Here is a 21,497-nt window from a genome sequence, read left to right as displayed (position 1 = left end):
AAATCCCTCTTGTGTTTTTTTATGATTCTGTAATTTTATGACGAGGTCTTGTTGCTCCGCTTGTTTCTAATTCTCGTATCAACACTCGATATTCTGAAATACAGATTTTCCCTTCCAAATAACAATGTCGCGCAAAGTCGAGCAATTCATTCATATTTTCTGTACAATACCCCTTTTTTTGTGAAAATGCTTGTTTTAAATCCCCTAATATCATGTTGATTCCTCCCCCATGAGAATCTTCTTCTTTTATATCATAACATGAAAGGGTTTACTTTCTTATTTTTTTAAAAATTTAAACTTCCGACAAAAACAGACAATTATATAAGAACACCTTTTATTTTGTCGGTACATATTCTAAAGGTAGAAACTAAGATAAAGGGGGAGAGAATGCATGTTTCAACAATCTACTTATCAAGGGTTTCATTCAAACCCACAACCAAACACGTATCAACATAATGGGGAGCCATATTTACGCTACAATATGTATCCTTTCACACCTTATTATGGGAATCAAAATTATTATCAACCATTTGAAGTATCATTTATGAATCAGCATGAGCAGCCTTATATGAATATGCCGTATTATGCACCGCCGCAGCCACAACCATCTATGTTTTATCCGCCAAAGCAGCCCTTTCAACCATATCCAAAAATGAACAAGCAGAAACAGCAACCGAGTCAGTTTTCTAGTTTGGTGTCTCAATTTAAAACAGCAGATGGAAATTATGATGTGAACAAAATGATGAATACAGCAGGCCAAATGATGAATGCAGTAAATCAGGTTACAGGAATTGTAAAACAAGTTGGTGGTTTCTTCGGAAAGTAATAGCGTGACAATGAGTCAAGCTCTTCATTTGATAACTTATAATCTAGACGAATTTCCTTTGAAGAAATAGGTGTATATAACAAGCGGCTTTTACTCTTTTCTCATATTGTAAAGTGTAGTTAGATTTTGAGTGAGAGAGGAGAGAAAAACTATGCGTCATTGTCATCCTTGTTTTGGAGGACATAAGCCAACAGGTCCTATTTGTACAACACCTCCTGTTGTTCATCCAACGAAACAATGTGTAACACACACTTTTTCTACAACGGTGGTGCCACATATTCACCCAACTCATACAACGCATGTGCATCATCAACAAATTAAAAACCAACATTTCTTCCCACAAACAAATTCAAGTGTAAATGTTGTAGATCCAGGATTTGGAGACCCAGGTTATGGTGGAGGATTTGGTGGAGGGTGTGGACACCATGGATACCCTCAGCAAGTATCACCGTTTGGTCCAAACGCAGGCCCTAATGTATCACCGTTTGGTCCAAACGCAGGCCCTAATGTATCACCATTTGGCCCGAACGCAGGTCCTAATGTATCGCCATTTGGTCCAAATGCAGGCCCTAATGTAGGTGGAATATTTAAAAAGTAAATGTTATGTTAGAACTAGCGAGATGCTAGTTCTTTTCTTTTTATTGGAGTGTTGATATGAAAGTTTTAGCTGTAACAGGATACAAACCGTTTGAACTTGGGATATTTCAGAATGATCACCCAGGTGTTGCTTATATAAAAAAAGCGTTACATCGTAAATTTCTTGCCTTTTTGGAAGAAGGATTAGAATGGGTGATGATTAGTGGACAACTTGGGGTTGAATTATGGGCTGCAGAAGTTGTGTTTGATTTACAATTAGAATATCCCGATTTAAAACTAGCTGTGTTTACTCCTTTTTTAGCACAAGAGGAAAACTGGAAAGAAGGAAATAAAGAATGGTATGAGCTTATTTTAGAGCAAGCTGATCATGTTGATAGTATTACAAAAAGAAAATATGAAAGCCCGGAGCAATTTCGATTAAAAAATCAATTTTTTATTGAAAAAAGTGACGCACTTTTAGCTGTATATGATGAAGAAAAACCAGGAAGTCCAAAATATATAGTAGAGGCAGCTAAGAAAAAAGGAGAAATAGAAAATTATCACAGCTATTTCATTCTTTTTTCTGATTTACAAGATATAATAGAAGAAGAACAGTGGAATGATGCAGAGTAATATGGAAGATTACTCGCGCATATATGATTGACAAAAGGGACTGTTTCTGAAAAAATTTAGCTAATAAAAGTTTTGGTGAAAATTTGAGGTGAAGAGAATGATTTCGGATAAAATTAAATTAACGGCAAAAGATATTTTAGAAAAAGAATTTAAAACAGGTATGAGAGGATATCAGCAAGAAGAGGTCGACAAGTTTCTTGATATGATTATTAAAGATTATGAAGCGTTTCATAAGGAACTGGAACAATTGCAACAGCAAAACGCACGTTTGAAACGTGAATTAGAAGAGCAGAAACTTGCTGCAGCACAAGCGCCGCAACAAACGATTCCAACACCGGCTGCACAACCTGTATATAGCAATACAAATACAGATATTTTGAAACGTTTATCTAATTTAGAAAAAGCTGTTTTTGGAAGCAAATTATATGAGTAATGTAGAAATGAAAAAGATTGAATCATCTTACATATAAAAAAAGCATTGCAAAATCTTTTTGTTTCCACTATACTAATCTTTGTCATAGCGTTTGGGTAATCGCTGCAACGTGAACGTTGTAGAGGAAAGTCCATGCTCGCACGACCTGAGATGGTCGTAGTGTTCGTGCCTAGCCAATTCATAAGCTAGGGTATTCTGGCCGCGAGGCTGGTTTAACGGCAGGGAAAAAACCTAAGTCCTTTTGGATATGGTTTGACTACCTTTAAAGTGCCACAGTGACGAAGTCCTTGAAGAAATGATAGGAGTGGAACGAGGTAAACCCCACGAGCGAGAAACCCAAATAATGGTAGGGGAATCTTTTCCAAGGAAATGAACGATGGAAAAGGACAGGTTCGAGTAACCTGTAGATAGATGATTACCACCGGAGTACGAGGCGTGGGCCGTTTGTAGTACAAAGGAACAGAACATGGCTTACAGAACGTTATGAACCAATTACGTAATGACTCAGCTCTCCTTTGAAAGAGGAGAGTTTTTTATTTGTATGAAGTAATGATGCGTGAGTTACAATGGTAAAGAAAACAATACTTTATCATACTTAATAATTTATAGAGTGATTATTGTTTGATTATACATAAGAGGTGAATAGAAAATGGGAAAAGTTACTTTAATTGCAACAGCAGCGATGGGAATTGAAGCTCTAGTTGCAAGAGAAGTTCGTGATCTTGGCTACGAGTGCCAAGTAGATAACGGAAAAGTAACATTTGAAGCAGATGTAAATGCAATTTGTCGTGCCAATTTATGGTTGCGTACTGCTGATCGTGTCAAAATCAAAGTAGGTGAATTTAAAGCAACTACGTTTGATGAATTATTTGAGAAGACAAAGGCTTTAAATTGGGGAGATTATATTCCTGAAAATGGAGAATTTCCTGTTATTGGTAAATCTCTGAAATCAACTTTATTTAGTGTTCCAGATTGCCAACGTATCGTCAAAAAAGCTGTTGTGGAAAAGTTGAAATCAACATATAAGCGTACAACTTGGTTTGAAGAGAATGGTCCTTTATTCCGCATTGAGATTGCCATGTTAAAAGATATTGCAACGTTAACAATCGATGCAAGTGGTGTTGGACTGCACAAGCGCGGATATCGTGTTGATCAAGGAGAAGCACCATTGAAAGAAACGTTAGCTGCATCGTTAATTAAACTTACAAATTGGAAACCAGATCGTCCATTCGTTGACCCGTTTTGTGGTTCTGGAACAATTCCGATTGAAGCGGCGCTGATTGGACAAAATATTGCACCAGGATTTAACCGAGACTTTGCATCGGATGAATGGGGCTGGATCGGTAAGCAAAATTGGAAAGAAGCGCGTCAAGAAGTAGAGGATTTAGCAAATTATGATCAGCCATTACAAATTATCGGATCAGATATTGATCATCGTATGGTAAGAATCGCGCAAGATAATGCAGATGAAGTGGGATTAGGTGACTTAATTTCCTTTAAGCAAATGCAAGTAAAAGATTTTACGACAAAAGAGGAATATGGCTATGTTGTAACGAATCCTCCATACGGAGAACGTTTAAGTGAAAAAGCACTTGTTGAAAAGTTATACAAAGAAATGGGAGAAGTATTTCGTCCGTTAGACACTTGGTCCTTATATGTATTAACAAGCTATGAGGCATTTGAAAAATGTTATGGACAAGAAGCGTCGAAAAAGCGTAAATTATTCAATGGCTTTATTCGTACAGATTACTACCAATACTTTGGAAAACGTCGGCCTCGTAATGTATAGTATAAAACCTCTTTTTTGCGCATATACTGGCTACTATGTAATGTGCAAAAGGAGGAATCGATATGGATGGGTTCCAGTTGTCAATGATTCAAAAAGCGATTCATCGTACGTATGATGAACTCGGCAAAGAACTCGACTTTCAAAGTGTAGCAGATGAAATTCAAAAGGCACAGGAAGAATATTTATCTGCGTTATCATATGAAACATTAATTGATAAGCGTTATTTAAAGTCATTAATAGAGTGAAAAAAGTTTTCCTTTACATAAAGGAAAACTTTTTTCACGCATTTCTATGTATTACAACAGGGGAAAGCAACTGCTATTTATAAGTAGCAGTTGCTATATCTTTTTTATAGAAAAACTTTTTGGTTGGAGGCTAAGCATGTTTACTAAGAAGAGATTACCATTTGAAGTAGGGAAACAAGATAATTTTTATGATAAGTTGAATGAGTGGATTGGAGATGTGTTTTACGATATCCTCCCAGAAAAAGGTTTTGAAGAGCGCGATGAACAAATTTTTATGGCGTTTCAATTAGAACGAGCGTTTCAAGAGAAGAAGGTTATGTTTGCTGAAGCTGGTGTTGGGACAGGGAAAACAATTGTATATCTTTTATATGCAATTTGTTATGCACGTTATACAGGAAAGCCCGCTATCATCGCTTGTGCAGATGAAACGCTAATTGAACAGCTTGTAAAAGAAGAAGGGGACATCGCGAAGTTATCAGAAGCATTAGGGTTATCTGTTGATGTTAGACTTGCAAAATCAATGGATAACTATTTATGTTTACGTAAACTAGAAGATGTAATGAGTGGACGAGCTCCAGAAGTAATTGAAGATTTATATTATGAATTGCCACAATTTGTATTTGATCACGGGACAATGCAAAATTTCACACCATATGGAGATCGTAAAGAGTTTCCGTTATTAAATGATGAAGAATGGTCAAAAGTATCTTGGGATTATTTTCAAGATTGTTTCACATGTGAATCTCGCCATCGCTGCGGTCAAACGCTTTCTCGTGAACATTACCGTAAAGCAGCAGATTTAATTATTTGTTCTCAAGATTTCTATATGGACCACATTTGGACATATGATGCTCGTAAGCGTGAAGGACAGATGCCGCTTCTACCAGAAAGTAGCTGTGTTGTTTTTGATGAAGGGCATTTGGTTGAGTATGCAGCACAAAAAGCATTAACGTATCGATTAAAGCAAACGATGATGGAACAATTATTAACAAGATTGTTGCAAAATGACATTCGTGAAGAGTTTGCCCATTTAATAGAAGAAACAATTTGGCAAACAGAACGTTTCTTTGATGTTTTACAAGAGAATAAAAAAGAAATCCCAGGATCAGATCGTTTAGAAATTACGGTAACAGAAAAAGTGACTACAGAAGCAAAACGATTATATGGCAAAATTGCTGAAGTCGGCGATGCATTAGTATTTGAAAGTGAAATGTATACAGTCAACACATATGATTTAAATATTGTTGACGAGCATTTAGATGTGCTAGAACATTCACTTCGTCTTTTCATGCATGAAAAAAATGTGATTACATGGGGAGAAGAAGGGGACGGAGCATTTACATTAGTTATTATGCCACGCGCAGTAGAAGAAGTATTACAAGAGAAAGTATTCTCTAAAAAAATTCCATATATTTTCTCTTCTGCTACATTATCTGAAAATGATTCATTTGCATTTACCGCAAATAGCCTCGGCGTAAAAGATTATCTATCGTTCTCAGTTGCTTCTCCTTTTGATTATGAAGAACAAATGAAAGTGTATTTACCATCCTATCATGAAGAAAATGCATGGGAAAGAAAGTGTCAATATACACTTGAAAATATTCAAAAAACAAATGGACGTACACTTGTATTGTTCCGTACAACTGAGGAGCTTGCTGCATTTAAAGAATACGTAAGCAAAGAACAAATGTCTGTTCCGTTCTTATATGAAGGAGATCAAGAAATTAGTCAGCTCGTTTCACGTTTCCAAAATGAAGAAGAGACTGTCCTTTGTGCTGTTCATTTATGGGAAGGATTAGATATTCCTGGTTCATCCTTATCACATGTCATTATTTGGTCGCTTCCATTCCCTCCAAATGACCCTGTGTTTGAAGCGAAACGAAAACATGTAAATGATCCATTCTGGGACGTAGATGTACCATATATGATTTTACGACTTCGCCAAGGAATTGGGCGCTTAATTCGTACAAGTGAGGACAAAGGAGCGATTTCGTTATTCTTGTCTGAAAATGAGAATGAGAAGGTTGTCGAAGCTGTAAAGAAAGTACTGCCAGTAGAAGGAATTGTTCTGTAAAATGATCTAACGAAGAAAAAGCTTGGTCAATGCCAAGCTTTTTTCTATAGAGAGAAAAGGAATTTATCTATTTATGTCGAAATAAAGGGCAGATAGAAAAAGGAGGAAAGGGAATATGACAATCGCTACACATGAATTAGAAAAAGAATTTTTAGCATATGTGAAAAAGATAAATAATTATGGCGAAGCACTTAATTTAATATTTTGGGACTTGCGTACAGGCGCTCCAAAACAAGGGGTAGATCAGCGCTCGGAAGTGATTGGAATGCTTTCGTCAGAAGTCTTTTCTTTATCCATTTCTGATGAGATGGAAAAATATTTAACAGAATTAGAACAACGAATTGCAGAGAATACAATTTCCGAAACAACGAAAAAAATTGTAGAAGAATGCCGTAAAAAGTATGACCAAAATAAAAAAATTCCGCAAGCTGAGTATGAAGAGTTTGTAAAATTACAAGCAAAATCAGAAAGTGTTTGGGGCGAAGCACGTGAAAAGTCTGATTTTGAAATGTTTAGACCATATTTAGAAAAAATTGTTGCATATAAGAAGAAATTTATTACATATTGGGGTTATGACACGTATAAATATAATACGCTGTTAGATATGTATGAACCGGGTGTAACAGTAGAAATATTAGATCATGTATTTGGGCAATTACGTGAGCGAATTGTACCGCTTGTGAAAGACATTTCAGCGTCTCATAAAACATTAAAAACAGATGTATTATTTAAGCACTTTCCAAAGGAAAAACAAAAGAATTTTACTTTAGAAGTATTAAAACAATTAAATTATAACTTTGAAGCCGGTCGTTTAGATGAAACGATTCATCCTTTTGAAATTACATTAAATAGAGGCGATGTTCGCATTACGACTCGTTATGATGAGAATGACTTCCGAATGGCTGTGTTTGGAACAATTCATGAATGCGGGCATGCTGTATATGAACAAAATATTTCCGAGGATTTAGAAGGAACACCGCTTTGCAGTGGTACTTCAATGGGGATTCATGAATCACAATCGTTATTTTTTGAAAACTTTATTGGGCGTCATAAATCTTTCTGGAAGAAAAATTATGAGTTATTGAAGCAATTTAGTGAGGGGCAATTTGAAAATGTATCGGTAGATGAATTTTATCATGCAATTAATGAATCAAAGCCTTCCTTTATCCGTATTGAGGCGGATGAATTAACGTACCCATTACATATTATGGTTCGCTATGAGTTAGAAAAAGAATTATTTGACGGAACGTTGGAAGTAAAAGATTTGCCAAAAGCATGGAATGATAAAATGGAGAGCTATTTAGGCATTCGTCCAAAAACGGATGCACAAGGAATACTGCAAGACATTCATTGGGCAGATGGATCGTTTGGCTATTTCCCATCTTATGCGCTTGGTTACATGTACGCTGCACAATTTAAACATAAGATGTTAGAAGATATTCCGAGCTTTGATGCATTATTAGAAGAAGGGAATATTACACCAATTCGCGAATGGCTGACAAAAAATATTCACCAATATGGTAAAATAAAAAAACCATTGCAAATATTAGAGGATGTAACTGGTGAAGGACTAAATGCGAATTATTTAGCGGACTATTTAGAAGCAAAATATAAAGAGATTTATGAACTATAAAAAAGAAGAGCCTATCTTAAAAGTATTCCTTTTCGAGACGGCACTGAAAAGTGATTGCTTTGAAAAAACAACACGCACTTTATTAACATGTTAAGAATAAAAAGGAGTCCGTCACCTGTATAGAGTAGGTGACGGACTCTTTTTACAAATTTAAGTTTCTATTTTTTTGTAGCGGAGATGTATATGTTTTTGTGCTTATGTTGCAAGAAATGTATGATTCAAAAAGAATTTTTAAATATAGAGAGGATGAAAGGGTTTTCAAAAGTCGAACAAAACAGATGTTTCGATAATATTTGTACGTGTTTTTCTTAGAAATACTTTTCAAAGTAAACAAAGTGCGTTATAATCCATCTATAAATAAGTTAGCTACACTCATATAATCGCAGGAATAGGGCCTGCAAGTTTCTACCGAAGTACCGTAAATACTTCGACTATGAGTGAGGACGAATAGATTTGCTTGTTTCGTATTCTTTTTTTGCGAAGCTCCAAAAGCGCGTCTCTCACTTGTAACGAGTGGTGGCTGCTTTTGGAGTTTTTTATTTGCATAAGAGGAGGAACAAACATGAAAGTATTACAAGAGAAGATTTTAAGTGAAGGAAAAGTTTTATCTGGTGATGTATTGAAGGTAGATGCATTTTTAAATCATCAAATTGATCCAGTACTTATGCAAGAAATTGGAAAAGAGTTTGCAAAACGCTTTCAAGAAGAGAACATTACAAAAATCGTGACGATTGAATCTTCAGGGATTGCACCAGCGGTTATGGCAGCTTTAGAGCTTGGGGTAAAAGTAATCTTTGCAAGAAAGCGTAAATCGTTAACGTTACAAGACAATATGTATGTTGCCAACGTATATTCATTTACAAAACAAGAAACAAATGAGATTTCATTATCTAAAAAACATATTCATGAAGACGATCGAGTGTTAATTATTGATGATTTCTTAGCAAATGGGCAAGCAGCTTTAGGGCTCATGAGCTTAGTAGAGCAAGCTGGAGCAAGCGTTTCTGGAATTGGGATCGTAATTGAAAAAGCATTTCAAGATGGAGGGAAGAAACTGCGTGAGAGAGGCGTTCGTGTAGAATCATTGGCAGAAATTGCATCGCTTGAAGATGATACAGTTACCTTTGTTCAACATGAGACTGCGGAGGTGAGATAGCCATGAAGCAACATCCATTTAAAATTGCTTCTCTTGGCATACAGCATATGCTTGCGATGTACGCTGGGGCTATTATTGTTCCGCTTATTGTTGGCGGAGGACTTGGGCTAAGTCAGAAAGAATTAACTTACTTAGTTTCTATCGACTTATTAATGTGCGGTGTTGCTACAATCTTACAAGCATTATCAAATCGTTTTTTGGGAATTGGTCTCCCGGTTGTACTTGGGTGTACATTTACAGCAGTTGGACCGATGATTGCAATCGGTAAGCAGTATGGTGTTTCTTCTATATATGGAGCAATTATTGCTGCAGGATTGTTCGTTGTTATTTTTGCGAAACTATTTGGCAAACTAGTAAAGTTGTTTCCACCTGTTGTAACAGGTTCTGTCGTTACAGTAATTGGGGTTACGTTAGTTCCAGCAGCCATTAATGATATGGCTGGTGGTGTAGGGAGTAAAGACTTTGGAAGTTTGGAAAATTTAGCGTTAGCATTTGGTGTACTACTATTTATCATTATTATGTATCGTTTCTTTGATGGTTTTATTCGTTCCATTTCTATTTTACTCGGCCTTTTATTTGGAACGATTATGGCAGCTTTAATGGGGAAAGTAAGCCTACAGACTGTTTGGGAAGCAGATTGGTTTCATGGCATACAGCCTTTTTATTTCGGAACACCTACATTTGAATTCACTCCAATGATTACGATGATTCTCGTTGCTTGTGTAGGGATAGTGGAAGCAACTGGAGTATATTTTGCTTTATCTGATATATGTAATAAAAAGATTGGTGAAAAAGATTTAACAAAAGGGTATCGTGCGGAAGGATTGGCGATGATTTTAGGTGGGATTTTTAATGCCTTTCCGTATACGACTTACTCACAAAACGTCGGTCTTGTGCAATTAACAGGTGTGCGAAATCGCATCATCATTTATGTATGTGGTGGAATGTTAATTGTGCTCGGATTTATCCCTAAAATTGCAGCCATTACAACGATTATTCCAAAGCCGGTGCTTGGCGGTGCAATGCTCGCAATGTTTGGGATGGTGATGGCATATGGAATTAAAATGTTAAGCAATGTTGATTTTGGAAAACAAGAAAACTTACTTATCGTGGCATGTTCTGTTGGAATTGGTCTTGGTGTTACAGTCGTTCCAACGTTATTCTCGCAATTTCCAGAAAGTATTCGTATTTTAACAGACAACGGTATTGTACTTGGAAGTGCTTCAGCGGTTATCTTAAATATTGTATTTCATATGATTCCGGAGCGCGGAACGAAAACAAAAGAAGAGCAAGTTTCAATGAAAAGTGCTGTCACAGAAATGTAAATCAAAAAAGCAAGGTTCTCATGAAGAGACCTTGCTTTTGTTTTTTAGAGGCATCATTTTTCCATACGTACCAAGGCGCCAAATGTATTCAAGTGGACCGTATTGATAGCGGGAAAGCCAAAAGCGACTCATAAAGATTTGTAATATGTAGAAACCGATGCAAAATAATAGTCCAATCCATAATGGAACAGGATAAGCATGTTTGAAAAATAGACCAAATACAATTAACGTTATGATTGTATGTGAAATATAATTTGTTAAGGCCATTCGCCCGACATATTGGAAGGGACGAAGTAACTTTTGCCAGCGCTCTTTCTGTAATAAGCGTATAAGTGTAAAAATATAAAAGATAAATAATGTTTTTCCGCTAAGCATTGTAAAAGCGTGCATATAGATTGGTTCATAAGATGGCTTTGATAAGAAGTAACGGATCATAAAGAACCACATTGGTAATGTTAAGACAAACATAATCATTTGCCATTTTTTAAATTTTGGATCTAGCTCTTTTGTGCGGCGGAATATATCTTTTTTTCCGGCATATAAACCGAGTAAAAACAATCCAACTATTTCTGGAAGCATAAATAGATTCAACTCGATTGCTTCAGAATAAAAGGCATGAAAGCGTTCTTGTATTTGTAACGTCCAGTTTTCTAATGGTATGCTTGGTACGGATAAATTTAGCTCTTCTTTCGATACAAAAGCAATCACTAGACTGCCTAATAGGGTGAGAAATTGGGAAATACATAGTAAAACGAGTGACCAAATGAAAAGAGTACGAGGTTCCCGTTTATAAAATAAGAATAAGAAAAAGCCTGCGATCGCATAACTATGTAAAATATCTCCATCCCATAGTAGAACATAATGAAATAGTCCAAATAATAATAAGAGAAGCAGACGGCGAACAAATAAAGTTTTCGGTCGATCTGTTTTCGCTTCAGCCCGACTCATAAAAATGTAAAAACTGAGTCCAAATAAAAATGAAAAAATGGTATAAAATTTTGTTTGAATAAATAAGTCATAAAAAAGACGAATGTAGCTGTCTATTCCTTCGTAAATTCCTAACATGTCTCGAGAGTCAATACCGGCGATAACGGGCCAGTTCACAAGAAAAATACCAAGTACAGCAATCCCTCTCATGATATCGATAGAATGAATCCTCTCACCTTGCGAAAGATTTTGTTCCATTATTTTCCTCCTTGTTAAATAAATCCCTTTTATTATACAAAATAGACAGGAAAGGGCATAGAGGAAATTTCCAATTATTGAAGCTATTAAGATGTGCTTGATGAGATATAATAAAGGTGCACAACAAATTTTTTCACTCCTTTAAAACAGGTGGTCAAAGCTCCTTTGAAGAAAGGGGCTTTCTTTTTTAGAAATGTATTGATAATGATTCTCTTTAATGGTAAAATGTATTCAAAAGTGATAATCATTATCAAAAAGGTTGGTGTGCGAAATGATATATGCATTCGTTGCAGGAACAGTTGCTATATATATCGGCATAACAAAGTATGTATTAAATGGAGTCGGAGCAACAAAATGAAAAATCTAACATAAAATCCCTTTCATCTATAAAAAGAATGAAAGGGATTTTTTTATTTTTAATGAGAATATGCTGAAAATTTAGTATGATAATAAGGTATATACATCTTGGAATAAAGGGGAACAAGGGGATGACAAACATAGTACAGACAAACAATATGAAAAAACTTGTTTGTTTTTATGAAGAATGGCAAAAGCATGGTGATACAGAAAATAGTTTGAAGTTGTTTGAAGTAATTCAAAAATATAAAGAAGAGCAGTTAATGATTGCATTTTGTGGGCATTTTTCTGCCGGAAAATCGACGATGATGAATTACTTGTACAAAGCGCAGTTATTGCCAACAAGTCCAATTCCAACTAGCGCAAATGTCGTTAAGATTGAAAAAGGACTTGATCGAGTTATTGTTACACTAAAATCAGGGGAGCATTATGAATATGATGGTGCATATTCAGCAGAAGAGTTGAAACAGCTCTGTAAAAATGGTGATGAAATTATTGGTGTGCATATTTACCGAAATGATGCACCAATTCCTGATGGTGTCGTGCTTGTTGATACTCCTGGAATTGATTCAACAGATGATGCGCATCAGCTAGCGACAGAATCTACACTGCATCTTGCAGATGTTATTTTTTATATGATGGATTATAATCATGTGCAGTCTGAAGTGAACTTACAATTTGTGAAAGAGCTAAAGCAACGCAACAAAACGGTGTATCTTGTTGTCAATCAAATTGATAAGCATAAAGAAAATGAATTGTCGTTTGAAGGGTATAAGCAAAGTGTGAAACAATCATTTTTAAATTGGGATATTCAAGTAGATGGTATCTTTTACACTTCATTGCGAATGATGAACCATCCGCATAATGAAATTCAAAGTTTAGAGCGTTTACTTTTTTCTATTATGAAAGAGCGCGATCAACATGTGAAACAAGGGATGGAAAGAGAAACAGAATATTTATTACAAGAGCACCTCTCTGCTATTCTTGCTGAAAATGAAAAGCAACTTCAACCATTTGAAAAAGAAATAGCTTCGCCGTTATCTCTTTCAGAAGTGACAGAAAAGAAGGAAGTACTTCTTGAAAAGAAACAGCGCGTAATTCATAAAGAATCCGATGTAAGAAGTGAATTTATAAAAGGTTTACAAGACATACTGGATAATGCGTATTTAATGCCGTTTGAAATGAGAGAATTAGCAAATCAATATTTAGAAACAAAGTTAACGAAATTTAAAGTTGGTTTACTATTTGCAAAAGGAAAAACAGAGCAAGAGAAACAAAAGCGATTAGAAGCATTTTATTCTGCTCTAAACAAGACTGTGGAAACGCAAATTGATTTTCATGTGAAAGAGTTTATAGTCTCTTTCTTAAAAGAAAAAGGGTTGTTTACAGAAAATATAGGGAAATCTGTGTATGAATTGGAAATTGATTTTTCTCCTGCATTGTTAGCAGAAACGATTAAGCAAGGAGCTGGTTTTACAGGAGATTATTTACTTCTTTATACAGAAGATGTCGCAAATGAGCTTAAGAAAAGATATTTTGTGAAAGCACGGCAAATTTTAGAGAGCAGTACGAGTATATTGAAGGAAAAGATAAAAGAAGAAATAGTTCATCTTGATGAAGAACTGGAGCAATATACTGTATTACAAACTGCAAAAGAAACGAAATTACAATATGCGGCGGCATATGATAAATATGAGAACTACTTACAGGACATTTGGAGAGAGCGCATCCCTGTGCCAGATGGATTACAAATAGAAGAAATACTGCAAGGGAAGAAGTTAGTTGTAAATGAGAAGTTCACATTACAAGAACAAGAAGTGAAAACGGAAAGTCTTTCTTACAGTGAGGAAGAAAGAAAGAGCGAAGCAAAATTAAATATTCATCGCATATTAGAGCGGGTAAAAGGTGCAGAAAAGATAATAGAGTCGCTTCCTACTTTGCAGCATTTACATCAGGAAGTGCTTGAAAAAAGAAAGCGTGTGGAAACAAAGCAGTTTACCGTTGCGCTTTTTGGAGCATTTAGTGCAGGGAAGTCTTCATTTGCCAATGCGTTGCTTGGCGAAAACGTACTCCCGGTATCACCAAATCCAACAACGGCGACGATTAATCAAATTTTACCGGTTACAAAGGATAAGCCTCATGGTACGGTAGTTGTTCAGTTTAAATCACAACAGGCATTATTAGAAGATATGAAAGCTGTTTATAAACTGTTTCATTATGAAATATCTACTTTGGAAGAAGCGTTGTCACAAATAGATACAATCATTCAGTATCCATCACCAAGCGGAAAACAGAAAACAACATTTAGTTTCTTGCGGGCAGTACAAAGGGGATATAAGGCAGTTTTCAACCATTTAGGAGAACAAGTGCAAGTAACAGTAGCTGAATTTGCTGATTATGTAGCGAATGAAGAAAAGTCATGTTTTGTTGAATATATGGAGCTTTATTACGACTGTGCGTTAACAAGGAAAGGGGTGGCTTTAGTTGATACGCCAGGAGCAGATTCGATTAATGCTCGCCATACAGATGTGGCATTCCAATATATTAAAAATGCAGATGCAATTTTATTTGTAACATACTATAACCATGTGTTCTCAAGAGCAGATCGAGAGTTTCTCATTCAGCTTGGGCGCGTCAAAGATACATTTGCTCTTGATAAAATGTTCTTTTTAATCAATGCTGCGGATTTAGCACAATCTGAAGAAGAGCTTGAAATGGTAAAAGGTTATATTGCAGAGCAACTCTTGCAATATGGTATTCGTAATCCGCGCCTCTTTGCGATTTCCAGTTTATGTGCATTAAAAGAAAAGCAAGGTGGCATTATTTCGAAAGAACAGTATGGTGTTTTACAAGATTCGGGAATTTCCGAATTTGAAGAGTCATTTACATCATTTATGATGCATGATCTTATGCTTGTATCTATACATTCTTTATACAGAGCACTGCAAAGCGCAGATCAACTTCTAACAAATATGATAGAGGGAGCAAAACAAGGAAATGATGAAAAAGAGAAGCAAATAAAAAAATATGAAGCAGAGCGAGCACGGCTACTTCATATTATTTCATCATATAGTGTTTTAGCAGAAGAACAAGCAATGAAGAATGAAGTAAAAGAGTTGTTATATTATGTACAGCAACGCTTGTTTTTACGCTATAACGATGTGTTTACGGAATTTATTAATCCTGCAGCACTTCGAACAGATGGAAATGTGAAGGCGAAATTACAAGAATGTCTTATGGAATTAGTTGCTTTTATCCAACAGGACATATTACAAGAAATGCGAGCAACGTCATTACGTCTTGAGAAATGGATTGATGAAGCGATAGGGCGGGCAAGAGATGAGATTGTAATGACATGCCAAAAAGAAAATGAATCCATTTCAATGAGCGAAGTAGCAGAGTATGAATATCAAGTGATTGCACATCAAGAACCATTTCCGTCTATTGATATGAAACATTTTAAAAAGGCGTTATCTCATTTTAAAAATGAGAAAAGCTTTTTTGAAAAAAATGATAAAGCGGCTATGCAAAGCGATACGAAAGAAGCGCTTGAGCCTTTCGTATCTCAATATGTAGCGGATGAAGAAAAATTATTTGTTAATCATTATAAACAGGAATGGGAAATGAAATGGAACTTATCTCAAAATGTTATGCAGGAAGATGTGAAGCAGTATTATGCAAGTCTATTATTTGCTTTAGCAGAAACGATTGATGTGTCACTATATGAAACAAGTAAGGAACAATTACAAGAACAATTGGCAGCGATTGAGAAAGAGATTCATATTTTATAATCTTTATGAAAAAAAGATTCGTTCCATTTTCTTCTGCAGAACAGTATCGAGTGATTTTACAAATCCGGCAAACTCGTCTGTGGAAATCATATGAGTTAAGACTAAACGTCTACCATCTGGTGTTTCACCGCATAAGACGAATGAAGAAAATTCATATGTTTTCCCTTCGATAACTAATTTTGGGTAGGAATAAGTTTCACTTTTCTTTTTCTTTACATCAATTGAGATGACGTTGCATTTTTTCTCATTGTTGTCCATGGTGAATCCCTCCTTTGTATTACTTATGGTAGACAAGGAGGGATTAGAACAAGAGAGAGGAGAGAATTTTTATAGAGATTGTAATTGAACGCATACAAAAGGAGAATGCTCCTCGGTCATTATTATTGCTTGCCGATCCGAGTGAGCAGCAAATTGATTCCTATATAAAACGTGGTTGCATGTATGTTGCAAAAGATGAAGAAAACGTAATAGGTGTATATGTATTACTGGAAACAAGGCCGTATACAATGGAAATCATGAACCTTGCTGTTGTAGATGAACTGCAAGGGAGAGGAATTGGTAAACAATTGTTATACCACGCTATTCAAACAGCGAAAGAATATCATATGCATACACTTGAAATAGGGACAGGAAATTCTAGTGTTTCACAGCTTGCTTTATATCAAAAATGTGGTTTCCGCATTGTTTCGATTGATTTTGATTACTTTTCAAAGCATTATGAAGAGGAGATTATTGAAAATGGAATTGTATGTCGTGATATGATCCGGCTTACAATGTCGCTTTAAGTAGTGGTTTATCAAATCTAGGGGGTAGTGAAGATGGAAGTACATACAGCAATTACAGCACATTCTCGTAAGCAAAATGAAATTGTGAAGACCTTTTTACAATTAGAAGCGCAGCGTGAAGCAGCAATTGATGCTGTAGTAGCACTTGCGTCAAGTGGAAAGCAGTTTTCAGTGGATGCAATTAATACGATAACAAAACAAATGAATGAACTGGCTAAACGAGGTATCGTACCACAGCGTAAGATTGTAACAGAGAATATGGTTATGGAGTATGTAAGACGCTTGACAGAGAAAGAAGGTCGTTAAGTATGATTGTTACGGTTGAATGGTTGCAGAATCATATAGAAGATGAACATGTTCGAGTGATTGATTGTCGTTTTGATTTAGCAAATCCCAATTGGGGGCGTCAGCAGTATGAACAAGAACATATTCCTTACGCGCTATATTTTGATTTGAACCTTGATCTATCGAGTCCTGTAACGAAGCACGGTGGGCGTCATCCGCTTCCTAATATGAAAGAGTTTGCCGAAAAACTTTCGCAAGCTGGCGTTGATGAAAATACGACAGTTGTTGCATATGATAGCCAAAGCGGTGCGATGGCCTCACGTTTATGGTGGCTGTTAACGTATGCAGGGCATAAGAAAGTATATGTGTTAAATGGAGGATTTCCTATATGGAAAGAACGAAATTTACCAACAGAATTTGAATGTACTGAAGTGAAGCGAAAAGAGTTCACTCCAAACGTACAGGAACATATGCTTGTAACGATGGAAAATGTAAGAGAAAGCATTCGTACAAATGCCGATATGACATTAATTGATTCGCGAGAGCCAAAACGGTATGCTGGTATGGAAGAACAAGTGGATTCTCAGGCTGGACATATTCCAACAGCACAAAACTATTTTTGGAAAGAAGGAATCACAGAAGAAGGTAAGTTCAAAGAACAAAAAGAACAAGAGAAGCGTTTCTGCCATCTCGATAAGGAGAAAGAAATCATCGTGTATTGTGGCTCTGGTGTAACGGCTTGTCCTAATATATTAGCGTTACAAACAGCTGGTTTTCGGAATGTAAAATTATATGCCGGAAGTTGGAGCGATTGGATTTCTTATCCAGAAAACGAAATTGAAAAAGAACAGTAGTAAACTCTTGCATACGAAAATATTTTGTATTAAAATAAGGTCACAGCAAGAAGTTGTTGTATAAACATTATATTTTACACATTGTTTGTAATGTGATAAGATAACGACAAGTAAATAACACATCCTGCGGTGTGCGTAACTCATTTATGTCTAAAACCGATGTTAGTAATAAGGAAGCTCAACATTTAGTTATTATAATCAAGCCTTCCGTGTGGAGGAAGATATATGGTAACTGTGAGAGCATCCACCTGCGAGTAGCGGGTTTTTGGACATTTAGGAGGAACGGCACGTGCGGGGGTCTTATTTCAACTTATATCATATAAAATTCCTACGGTGTACGTAGCTTATGTATGTCTTAAACCAATGAGTATAATATGGAAGTTCAATATTTAAATGTAAACAGCAGGCCGTCTTTTTAAGAAGGAAACTGAGAGCATTTGTGAGGACATCCACCTGTGAGAGCAGGTTTATGGACATCTAGAGAGAACGGCATATGTGGGACTATATAAAAAACCTTACGTTTGAAGCGTAAGGTTTTTATTTTTTATGGTCATTTGAAAGATTATCGATGTTCACCATTAAAAGTTCCATAATACACATAGCATTTTCGGTCTTCATCAATTTCTCTTGAGTCTAATGAAAATTCTATAAATTGTTCCTCTTTTTGTATATAGATTATATCGGAATGGAGGGTAGATAAAATATCCTCATGATTCCAAATCTCTTTACTTTCAAGTAAAATAGAGTCCGTGCCTTGCAGTTCTCTAATTTCAAAACCGATATGAGAATATGTATGATCTAAGGGATCATTAAGAAAATCTTCTTTTTGTACGTATAAGACCGCTGTTCCATCACGATCCATCGCGGTTGCTGTTACAACATACGTATCCCCTTCTTTCACGAAATACTCACAGGTCATTCTAGCGATGACTTCCGAAACAGGAATATTTGTATAGTTCCATAAGGCAGGATATTGTCCCTCTTCACTATTCAGTCGATATTCTAACCGCAATTGTCATCCCTCTTCCTTTTTGTTCTACTGTATCACGAATTCTTTTATAATAAAAATATAATTTATAAAGGGGAGTGGGAAGGTGACAAAAACAAAATTGTTAGTATCAAGTGTAATTACTTCTTTAATGGCAACTACTGTATCAGGTTGTACACAAGATCTTCCACCAAAACCAAAGGATAAAAGTTGTTCGAAGTGGAAGTGGGATGATGAGCTTGGTGTTTGGCGATGTAATGATAGTTACTCAAGCCGCGGTGGAGCTTATTATTATGGCGGGAAATATTATCATAATAAGGACACTCTTAAAAAATCATCGGCGTTTAAGTCGTATCAAGCTTCTTCTAAATTTAAAGGAGGGATTGGTAGCGGTACAAAAGGTGGATTTGGAGGGTAAATGATGTCCTTATATAGAAAAGAAAGAAAACAGTTTTATTCTAAATTCCCTCATTTTTGGTCTGATTTATATGGTGGGGAATATAGCTTGTTTCATCTTTTTGAAATAACGGAAGAAACGGTTCGGAATTTACAACTTGCGACAGAGCGAATGGGAAAAATATTTTTTAAGACTGCTAGACTTCTTCGTACGTTATCTGACGCTCAGCTTCTTGAACTTGGATTTCCACTTTCCAGTCTACCTTATATTAGAATGAGGTCTTTGTTTCCTGAATCTGTTATTTCACGTTTTGATTTCGCTGTGACAGATGATGGAATAAAAATGCTGGAGTTTAATAGTGATACGCCGACTTTTATTATGGAATGTTTCCAAATAAATGAAGCAGTTTGCAAGGCTTTTGATTGTTGTGATCCAAACAAGCAGCAAGAACGTCTTCTTTCTTCAGGAATAACAAAAGCTGTCATGGAGAGTGCGAAAGGAATTGAAAATCTAAATATAGTATTTACAGCTCATTATGAACATATAGAAGACTGGAATACAACGCAATATTTGCAAGAATTATGTCAAGTGAAAAGTAAAATCGTACCAATGTCAGAGCTAAGAATTACGGATGAAGCTTTAGTTGATACTGACGGTATTCCAATTGATGTTTTATATCGACAAACGTATCCAATTGAAGACTTACTTGAGGATCACGACCCGATTACTGGAGATTTTGTTGGGATTGAGCTATTGCAACTTGTGAAGAAAGGAAAGCTTTCGATTGTTAATCCGATTTCAGCCTTTCTTATGCAGCCGAAATCCATTCAAAGTTTAATTTGGGGGTTAGCAGTGGAGGGGGCTTTTTATACAAAGGAAGAACAAGAGTGGATTCAGACATATATGATTCCTACATACTTAGAGCCTGATGAATTTTTAGGAAAAGATTCCTTTGTGCAAAAGCCTTCGTTTGGCCGAGAAGGCGACACTGTTACAATTCGTGATAAAGACATGAAAATTATGACGCAAAATTCATATCAAACATATAAAAAAGAACTACCAGTATTTCAAAAGTACATAGAACTTCCAGTTGTTTCTCTTGAAACTACAAAAGGGAAAGAAGATTTGTCCTACGTATTTGGTTCGTTTTTAATTGCTGGGAAGCCAAGTAGCATTGGGATACGTGCTGGTGAAAAGATTACAGGGAATGAATCTTATTATTTACCTGTAGGAATCAAAAAGGGGGAGTATAAATGACGAATTTTTTACTTTATTTAGTTGTTTCGTTAGGTCTTTTATGTATCGGTCTGTTTCTTATGGAAGTGACGACAAAAGTGAAAGAATTTTCGCTCATGGCAAAAGGAAATAAAGCAGCGAGTTATGCACTTGGAGGGAGAGTTCTTGGTCTTGCCATCGTTCTTTATTCAACGGCTGCTCATTCCGTTTCATTGTTTGATATGCTTCTATGGGGAGCAATTGGTGTATTGGCACAAATCATTGTGTTCTACTTAGCAGAATGGCTAACGCCTCGTTTTCATATTAATCAAAGCATTGAAGAGGATAATCAGGCGGTTGGCCTTTTCCTTATGTTTTTATCCGTGTCTATCGGGATTGTCATTGCTGGGTGTTTAACCTATTAAATTTTTATTTTCCAAGAAATACTTGTTGCAATTCAAAAACTTTAAACCGAAAGTGTTGACATCTATTTTAAATAAGAGTAACATTTTCTATGTAATAAAATAAAGTCTCTGTTAGGTGAGGCTCCTGTATAGAGAAATGCTACTGCCCAAAAATGTCGAGAGACGCCAATGGGTCAACAGGAATGATCGAATTAAGGTTTTTCTTAACGTAGCTGGTAATGTACCTATGCTATACAGTGCTAAAGCTCGGCGAGGGAGAGGTTCGTAGATTTCTATATAGAGTAGAAATCGTTTATTTCTGTATGTTATGACCTTTACTCGCTTTTGAGTAAAGGTCTTTTTGTTAACTTACTATGAGAATTTTCATAGTATGAATTGTAATCAAAATGAAAGGGGAGGTGAGGAGCATGTCGAACTCTGACTCGGTTCCGTTACCCATATACTTGGAAACAAAAATATATGATGTAGGCAGGAAACGACTTGTTCCTCCCCCTATATGGATCATAAGGTGACACTTTTTGGTCA

Annotated in this window: 21 protein-coding genes, 3 other RNA genes and 2 riboswitches; of the genes, 20 read left to right on the top strand and 4 right to left on the bottom strand. The window is 35.9% G+C overall.

All coding sequences use genetic code 11. The features are described 5' to 3' along the window. Positions 1 to 19: 19 nt before the first annotated feature. Positions 20 to 214: a YppF family protein gene (locus tag MR063_RS05775; RefSeq protein WP_242142691.1), complete on the bottom strand. Its 195-nt coding sequence runs from the start codon at positions 212 to 214 to the stop codon at positions 20 to 22. A 177-nt stretch (positions 215 to 391) separates the two neighbouring features. Between MR063_RS05775 and MR063_RS05770 the strand changes: the two genes are divergently transcribed. From MR063_RS05770 to pbuX, 11 genes are all read left to right on the top strand, one after another. Then, the gene (locus MR063_RS05770) at positions 392 to 826 is read left to right on the top strand and encodes a YppG family protein (RefSeq protein ID WP_242142692.1); all 435 of its coding nucleotides are present in this window, start codon (positions 392 to 394) and stop codon (positions 824 to 826) included. Positions 827 to 977: 151 nt separating this feature from the next. Continuing rightward, entirely contained in the window at positions 978 to 1,424 is a 447-nt protein-coding gene (locus MR063_RS05765) for a CotD family spore coat protein (protein WP_242195129.1), read from the top strand. Positions 1,425 to 1,480: 56 nt separating this feature from the next. Next, positions 1,481 to 2,035, top strand: a complete 555-nt coding sequence (locus MR063_RS05760; RefSeq protein ID WP_242195126.1) for an SLOG family protein — start codon at positions 1,481 to 1,483, stop codon at positions 2,033 to 2,035. A gap of 97 nt (positions 2,036 to 2,132) precedes the next feature. Then, a complete protein-coding gene (gene gpsB, locus MR063_RS05755) occupies positions 2,133 to 2,468 on the top strand; it encodes a cell division regulator GpsB (RefSeq protein ID WP_242195124.1) in 336 nt (111 codons plus the stop codon). A gap of 87 nt (positions 2,469 to 2,555) precedes the next feature. After that, an RNA gene (gene rnpB, locus MR063_RS05750) (RNase P RNA component class B) lies at positions 2,556 to 2,947 on the top strand. 170 nt (positions 2,948 to 3,117) lie between these two features. Next, the gene (locus MR063_RS05745) at positions 3,118 to 4,257 is read left to right on the top strand and encodes a THUMP domain-containing class I SAM-dependent RNA methyltransferase (protein WP_242195121.1); all 1,140 of its coding nucleotides are present in this window, start codon (positions 3,118 to 3,120) and stop codon (positions 4,255 to 4,257) included. 62 nt (positions 4,258 to 4,319) lie between these two features. Further along, positions 4,320 to 4,502, top strand: coding sequence for a DUF3921 family protein (locus MR063_RS05740; RefSeq protein ID WP_242142697.1), 183 nt, complete (start codon positions 4,320 to 4,322; stop codon positions 4,500 to 4,502). A gap of 136 nt (positions 4,503 to 4,638) precedes the next feature. Then, on the top strand, positions 4,639 to 6,576 hold the full coding sequence (locus tag MR063_RS05735) for an ATP-dependent DNA helicase (RefSeq protein ID WP_242195119.1): 1,938 nt from the start codon (positions 4,639 to 4,641) through the stop codon (positions 6,574 to 6,576). A gap of 115 nt (positions 6,577 to 6,691) precedes the next feature. Beyond that, entirely contained in the window at positions 6,692 to 8,209 is a 1,518-nt protein-coding gene (locus MR063_RS05730) for a carboxypeptidase M32 (protein WP_242195116.1), read from the top strand. A gap of 352 nt (positions 8,210 to 8,561) precedes the next feature. Next, positions 8,562 to 8,663: riboswitch (purine riboswitch) on the top strand. A 108-nt stretch (positions 8,664 to 8,771) separates the two neighbouring features. Continuing rightward, positions 8,772 to 9,365 carry a xanthine phosphoribosyltransferase gene (locus MR063_RS05725; RefSeq protein WP_242195112.1) on the top strand — a complete coding sequence of 198 codons (594 nt, stop codon included), beginning with the start codon at positions 8,772 to 8,774 and terminating at the stop codon, positions 9,363 to 9,365. Positions 9,366 to 9,367: 2 nt separating this feature from the next. Next, the gene (gene pbuX, locus MR063_RS05720) at positions 9,368 to 10,690 is read left to right on the top strand and encodes a xanthine permease PbuX (RefSeq protein WP_242195110.1); all 1,323 of its coding nucleotides are present in this window, start codon (positions 9,368 to 9,370) and stop codon (positions 10,688 to 10,690) included. 18 nt (positions 10,691 to 10,708) lie between these two features. Here pbuX and MR063_RS05715 read toward each other — a convergent pair whose 3' ends face one another. After that, the gene (locus MR063_RS05715; RefSeq protein WP_242195107.1) at positions 10,709 to 11,875 is read right to left on the bottom strand and encodes a DUF418 domain-containing protein; all 1,167 of its coding nucleotides are present in this window, start codon (positions 11,873 to 11,875) and stop codon (positions 10,709 to 10,711) included. Between the two features lie 488 nt (positions 11,876 to 12,363). On the opposite strand from MR063_RS05715, the gene MR063_RS05710 reads away from it, so the two are divergent. Then, positions 12,364 to 16,023, top strand: coding sequence for a dynamin family protein (locus tag MR063_RS05710; RefSeq protein ID WP_242195105.1), 3,660 nt, complete (start codon positions 12,364 to 12,366; stop codon positions 16,021 to 16,023). Positions 16,024 to 16,026: 3 nt separating this feature from the next. Here the strand turns inward: MR063_RS05710 and MR063_RS05705 are convergent, their stop codons facing one another. Next, positions 16,027 to 16,281, bottom strand: coding sequence for a DUF3931 domain-containing protein (locus MR063_RS05705; protein WP_242195103.1), 255 nt, complete (start codon positions 16,279 to 16,281; stop codon positions 16,027 to 16,029). 71 nt (positions 16,282 to 16,352) lie between these two features. Here MR063_RS05705 and MR063_RS05700 point away from each other — a divergent pair, with 71 nt between their 5' ends. The 5 genes from MR063_RS05700 to ssrS (MR063_RS05680) all read left to right on the top strand — a co-directional run bounded on the left by MR063_RS05700 (position 16,353) and on the right by ssrS (MR063_RS05680) (position 18,453). After that, the gene (locus MR063_RS05700; RefSeq protein WP_242195622.1) at positions 16,353 to 16,808 is read left to right on the top strand and encodes a GNAT family N-acetyltransferase; all 456 of its coding nucleotides are present in this window, start codon (positions 16,353 to 16,355) and stop codon (positions 16,806 to 16,808) included. A gap of 33 nt (positions 16,809 to 16,841) precedes the next feature. Beyond that, entirely contained in the window at positions 16,842 to 17,114 is a 273-nt protein-coding gene (locus MR063_RS05695; RefSeq protein ID WP_242195100.1) for a YpbS family protein, read from the top strand. A 2-nt stretch (positions 17,115 to 17,116) separates the two neighbouring features. Further along, positions 17,117 to 17,947: a sulfurtransferase gene (locus MR063_RS05690; RefSeq protein WP_242195098.1), complete on the top strand. Its 831-nt coding sequence runs from the start codon at positions 17,117 to 17,119 to the stop codon at positions 17,945 to 17,947. A 118-nt stretch (positions 17,948 to 18,065) separates the two neighbouring features. After that, positions 18,066 to 18,248: non-coding RNA, 6S RNA (ssrS, locus tag MR063_RS05685), on the top strand. A 21-nt stretch (positions 18,249 to 18,269) separates the two neighbouring features. Beyond that, positions 18,270 to 18,453, top strand: a non-coding RNA gene (gene ssrS, locus MR063_RS05680) — 6S RNA. A gap of 56 nt (positions 18,454 to 18,509) precedes the next feature. On the opposite strand, the gene MR063_RS05675 is transcribed toward ssrS (MR063_RS05680), so the two are convergent. Then, the gene (locus MR063_RS05675; RefSeq protein WP_242195096.1) at positions 18,510 to 18,959 is read right to left on the bottom strand and encodes a hypothetical protein; all 450 of its coding nucleotides are present in this window, start codon (positions 18,957 to 18,959) and stop codon (positions 18,510 to 18,512) included. Between the two features lie 82 nt (positions 18,960 to 19,041). Between MR063_RS05675 and MR063_RS05670 the strand changes: the two genes are divergently transcribed. From MR063_RS05670 to MR063_RS05660, 3 genes are read left to right on the top strand one after another with little or no spacing between them, the layout of a single operon-like run. Beyond that, positions 19,042 to 19,353, top strand: a complete 312-nt coding sequence (locus MR063_RS05670) for a hypothetical protein (RefSeq protein ID WP_242142708.1) — start codon at positions 19,042 to 19,044, stop codon at positions 19,351 to 19,353. A gap of 3 nt (positions 19,354 to 19,356) precedes the next feature. Continuing rightward, positions 19,357 to 20,589 (top strand): glutathionylspermidine synthase family protein, encoded by a 1,233-nt coding sequence (locus MR063_RS05665; protein WP_242195094.1) that lies wholly within the window; start codon positions 19,357 to 19,359, stop codon positions 20,587 to 20,589. Beyond that, positions 20,586 to 20,972: a DUF350 domain-containing protein gene (locus tag MR063_RS05660; RefSeq protein WP_242195092.1), complete on the top strand. Its 387-nt coding sequence runs from the start codon at positions 20,586 to 20,588 to the stop codon at positions 20,970 to 20,972. The genes MR063_RS05665 and MR063_RS05660 overlap by 4 nt, the downstream gene beginning before the upstream one ends. Before the next feature lie 100 nt (positions 20,973 to 21,072). Then, positions 21,073 to 21,236: riboswitch (M-box (ykoK) riboswitch) on the top strand. Positions 21,237 to 21,497 lie beyond the last annotated feature (261 nt).

Source organism: Bacillus cereus group sp. BfR-BA-01492 (genome assembly GCF_022662815.1).
In the GTDB taxonomy this organism is placed as follows: Bacteria; Bacillota; Bacilli; order Bacillales; family Bacillaceae_G; genus Bacillus_A; species Bacillus_A cereus_BD.
Note: the sequence above shows the minus strand (reverse complement) of the source record. Positions and strands in the feature narration are given on the sequence as shown.

Excerpts from the sequence above, each read along its gene's own strand:
- MR063_RS05775 (WP_242142691.1), bottom strand. The coding sequence starts at position 214 with ATGATATTAGGGGATTTAAAACAAGCATTTTCACAAAAAAAGGGGTAT.
- MR063_RS05770 (WP_242142692.1), top strand. The coding sequence starts at position 392 with ATGTTTCAACAATCTACTTATCAAGGGTTTCATTCAAACCCACAACCA.
- MR063_RS05765 (WP_242195129.1), top strand. The coding sequence starts at position 978 with ATGCGTCATTGTCATCCTTGTTTTGGAGGACATAAGCCAACAGGTCCT.
- MR063_RS05760 (WP_242195126.1), top strand. The coding sequence starts at position 1,481 with ATGAAAGTTTTAGCTGTAACAGGATACAAACCGTTTGAACTTGGGATA.
- gpsB (WP_242195124.1), top strand. The coding sequence starts at position 2,133 with ATGATTTCGGATAAAATTAAATTAACGGCAAAAGATATTTTAGAAAAA.
- MR063_RS05745 (WP_242195121.1), top strand. The coding sequence starts at position 3,118 with ATGGGAAAAGTTACTTTAATTGCAACAGCAGCGATGGGAATTGAAGCT.
- MR063_RS05740 (WP_242142697.1), top strand. The coding sequence starts at position 4,320 with ATGGATGGGTTCCAGTTGTCAATGATTCAAAAAGCGATTCATCGTACG.
- MR063_RS05735 (WP_242195119.1), top strand. The coding sequence starts at position 4,639 with ATGTTTACTAAGAAGAGATTACCATTTGAAGTAGGGAAACAAGATAAT.
- MR063_RS05730 (WP_242195116.1), top strand. The coding sequence starts at position 6,692 with ATGACAATCGCTACACATGAATTAGAAAAAGAATTTTTAGCATATGTG.
- MR063_RS05725 (WP_242195112.1), top strand. The coding sequence starts at position 8,772 with ATGAAAGTATTACAAGAGAAGATTTTAAGTGAAGGAAAAGTTTTATCT.
- pbuX (WP_242195110.1), top strand. The coding sequence starts at position 9,368 with ATGAAGCAACATCCATTTAAAATTGCTTCTCTTGGCATACAGCATATG.
- MR063_RS05715 (WP_242195107.1), bottom strand. The coding sequence starts at position 11,875 with ATGGAACAAAATCTTTCGCAAGGTGAGAGGATTCATTCTATCGATATC.
- MR063_RS05710 (WP_242195105.1), top strand. The coding sequence starts at position 12,364 with ATGACAAACATAGTACAGACAAACAATATGAAAAAACTTGTTTGTTTT.
- MR063_RS05705 (WP_242195103.1), bottom strand. The coding sequence starts at position 16,281 with ATGGACAACAATGAGAAAAAATGCAACGTCATCTCAATTGATGTAAAG.
- MR063_RS05695 (WP_242195100.1), top strand. The coding sequence starts at position 16,842 with ATGGAAGTACATACAGCAATTACAGCACATTCTCGTAAGCAAAATGAA.
- MR063_RS05690 (WP_242195098.1), top strand. The coding sequence starts at position 17,117 with ATGATTGTTACGGTTGAATGGTTGCAGAATCATATAGAAGATGAACAT.
- MR063_RS05665 (WP_242195094.1), top strand. The coding sequence starts at position 19,357 with ATGTCCTTATATAGAAAAGAAAGAAAACAGTTTTATTCTAAATTCCCT.
- MR063_RS05660 (WP_242195092.1), top strand. The coding sequence starts at position 20,586 with ATGACGAATTTTTTACTTTATTTAGTTGTTTCGTTAGGTCTTTTATGT.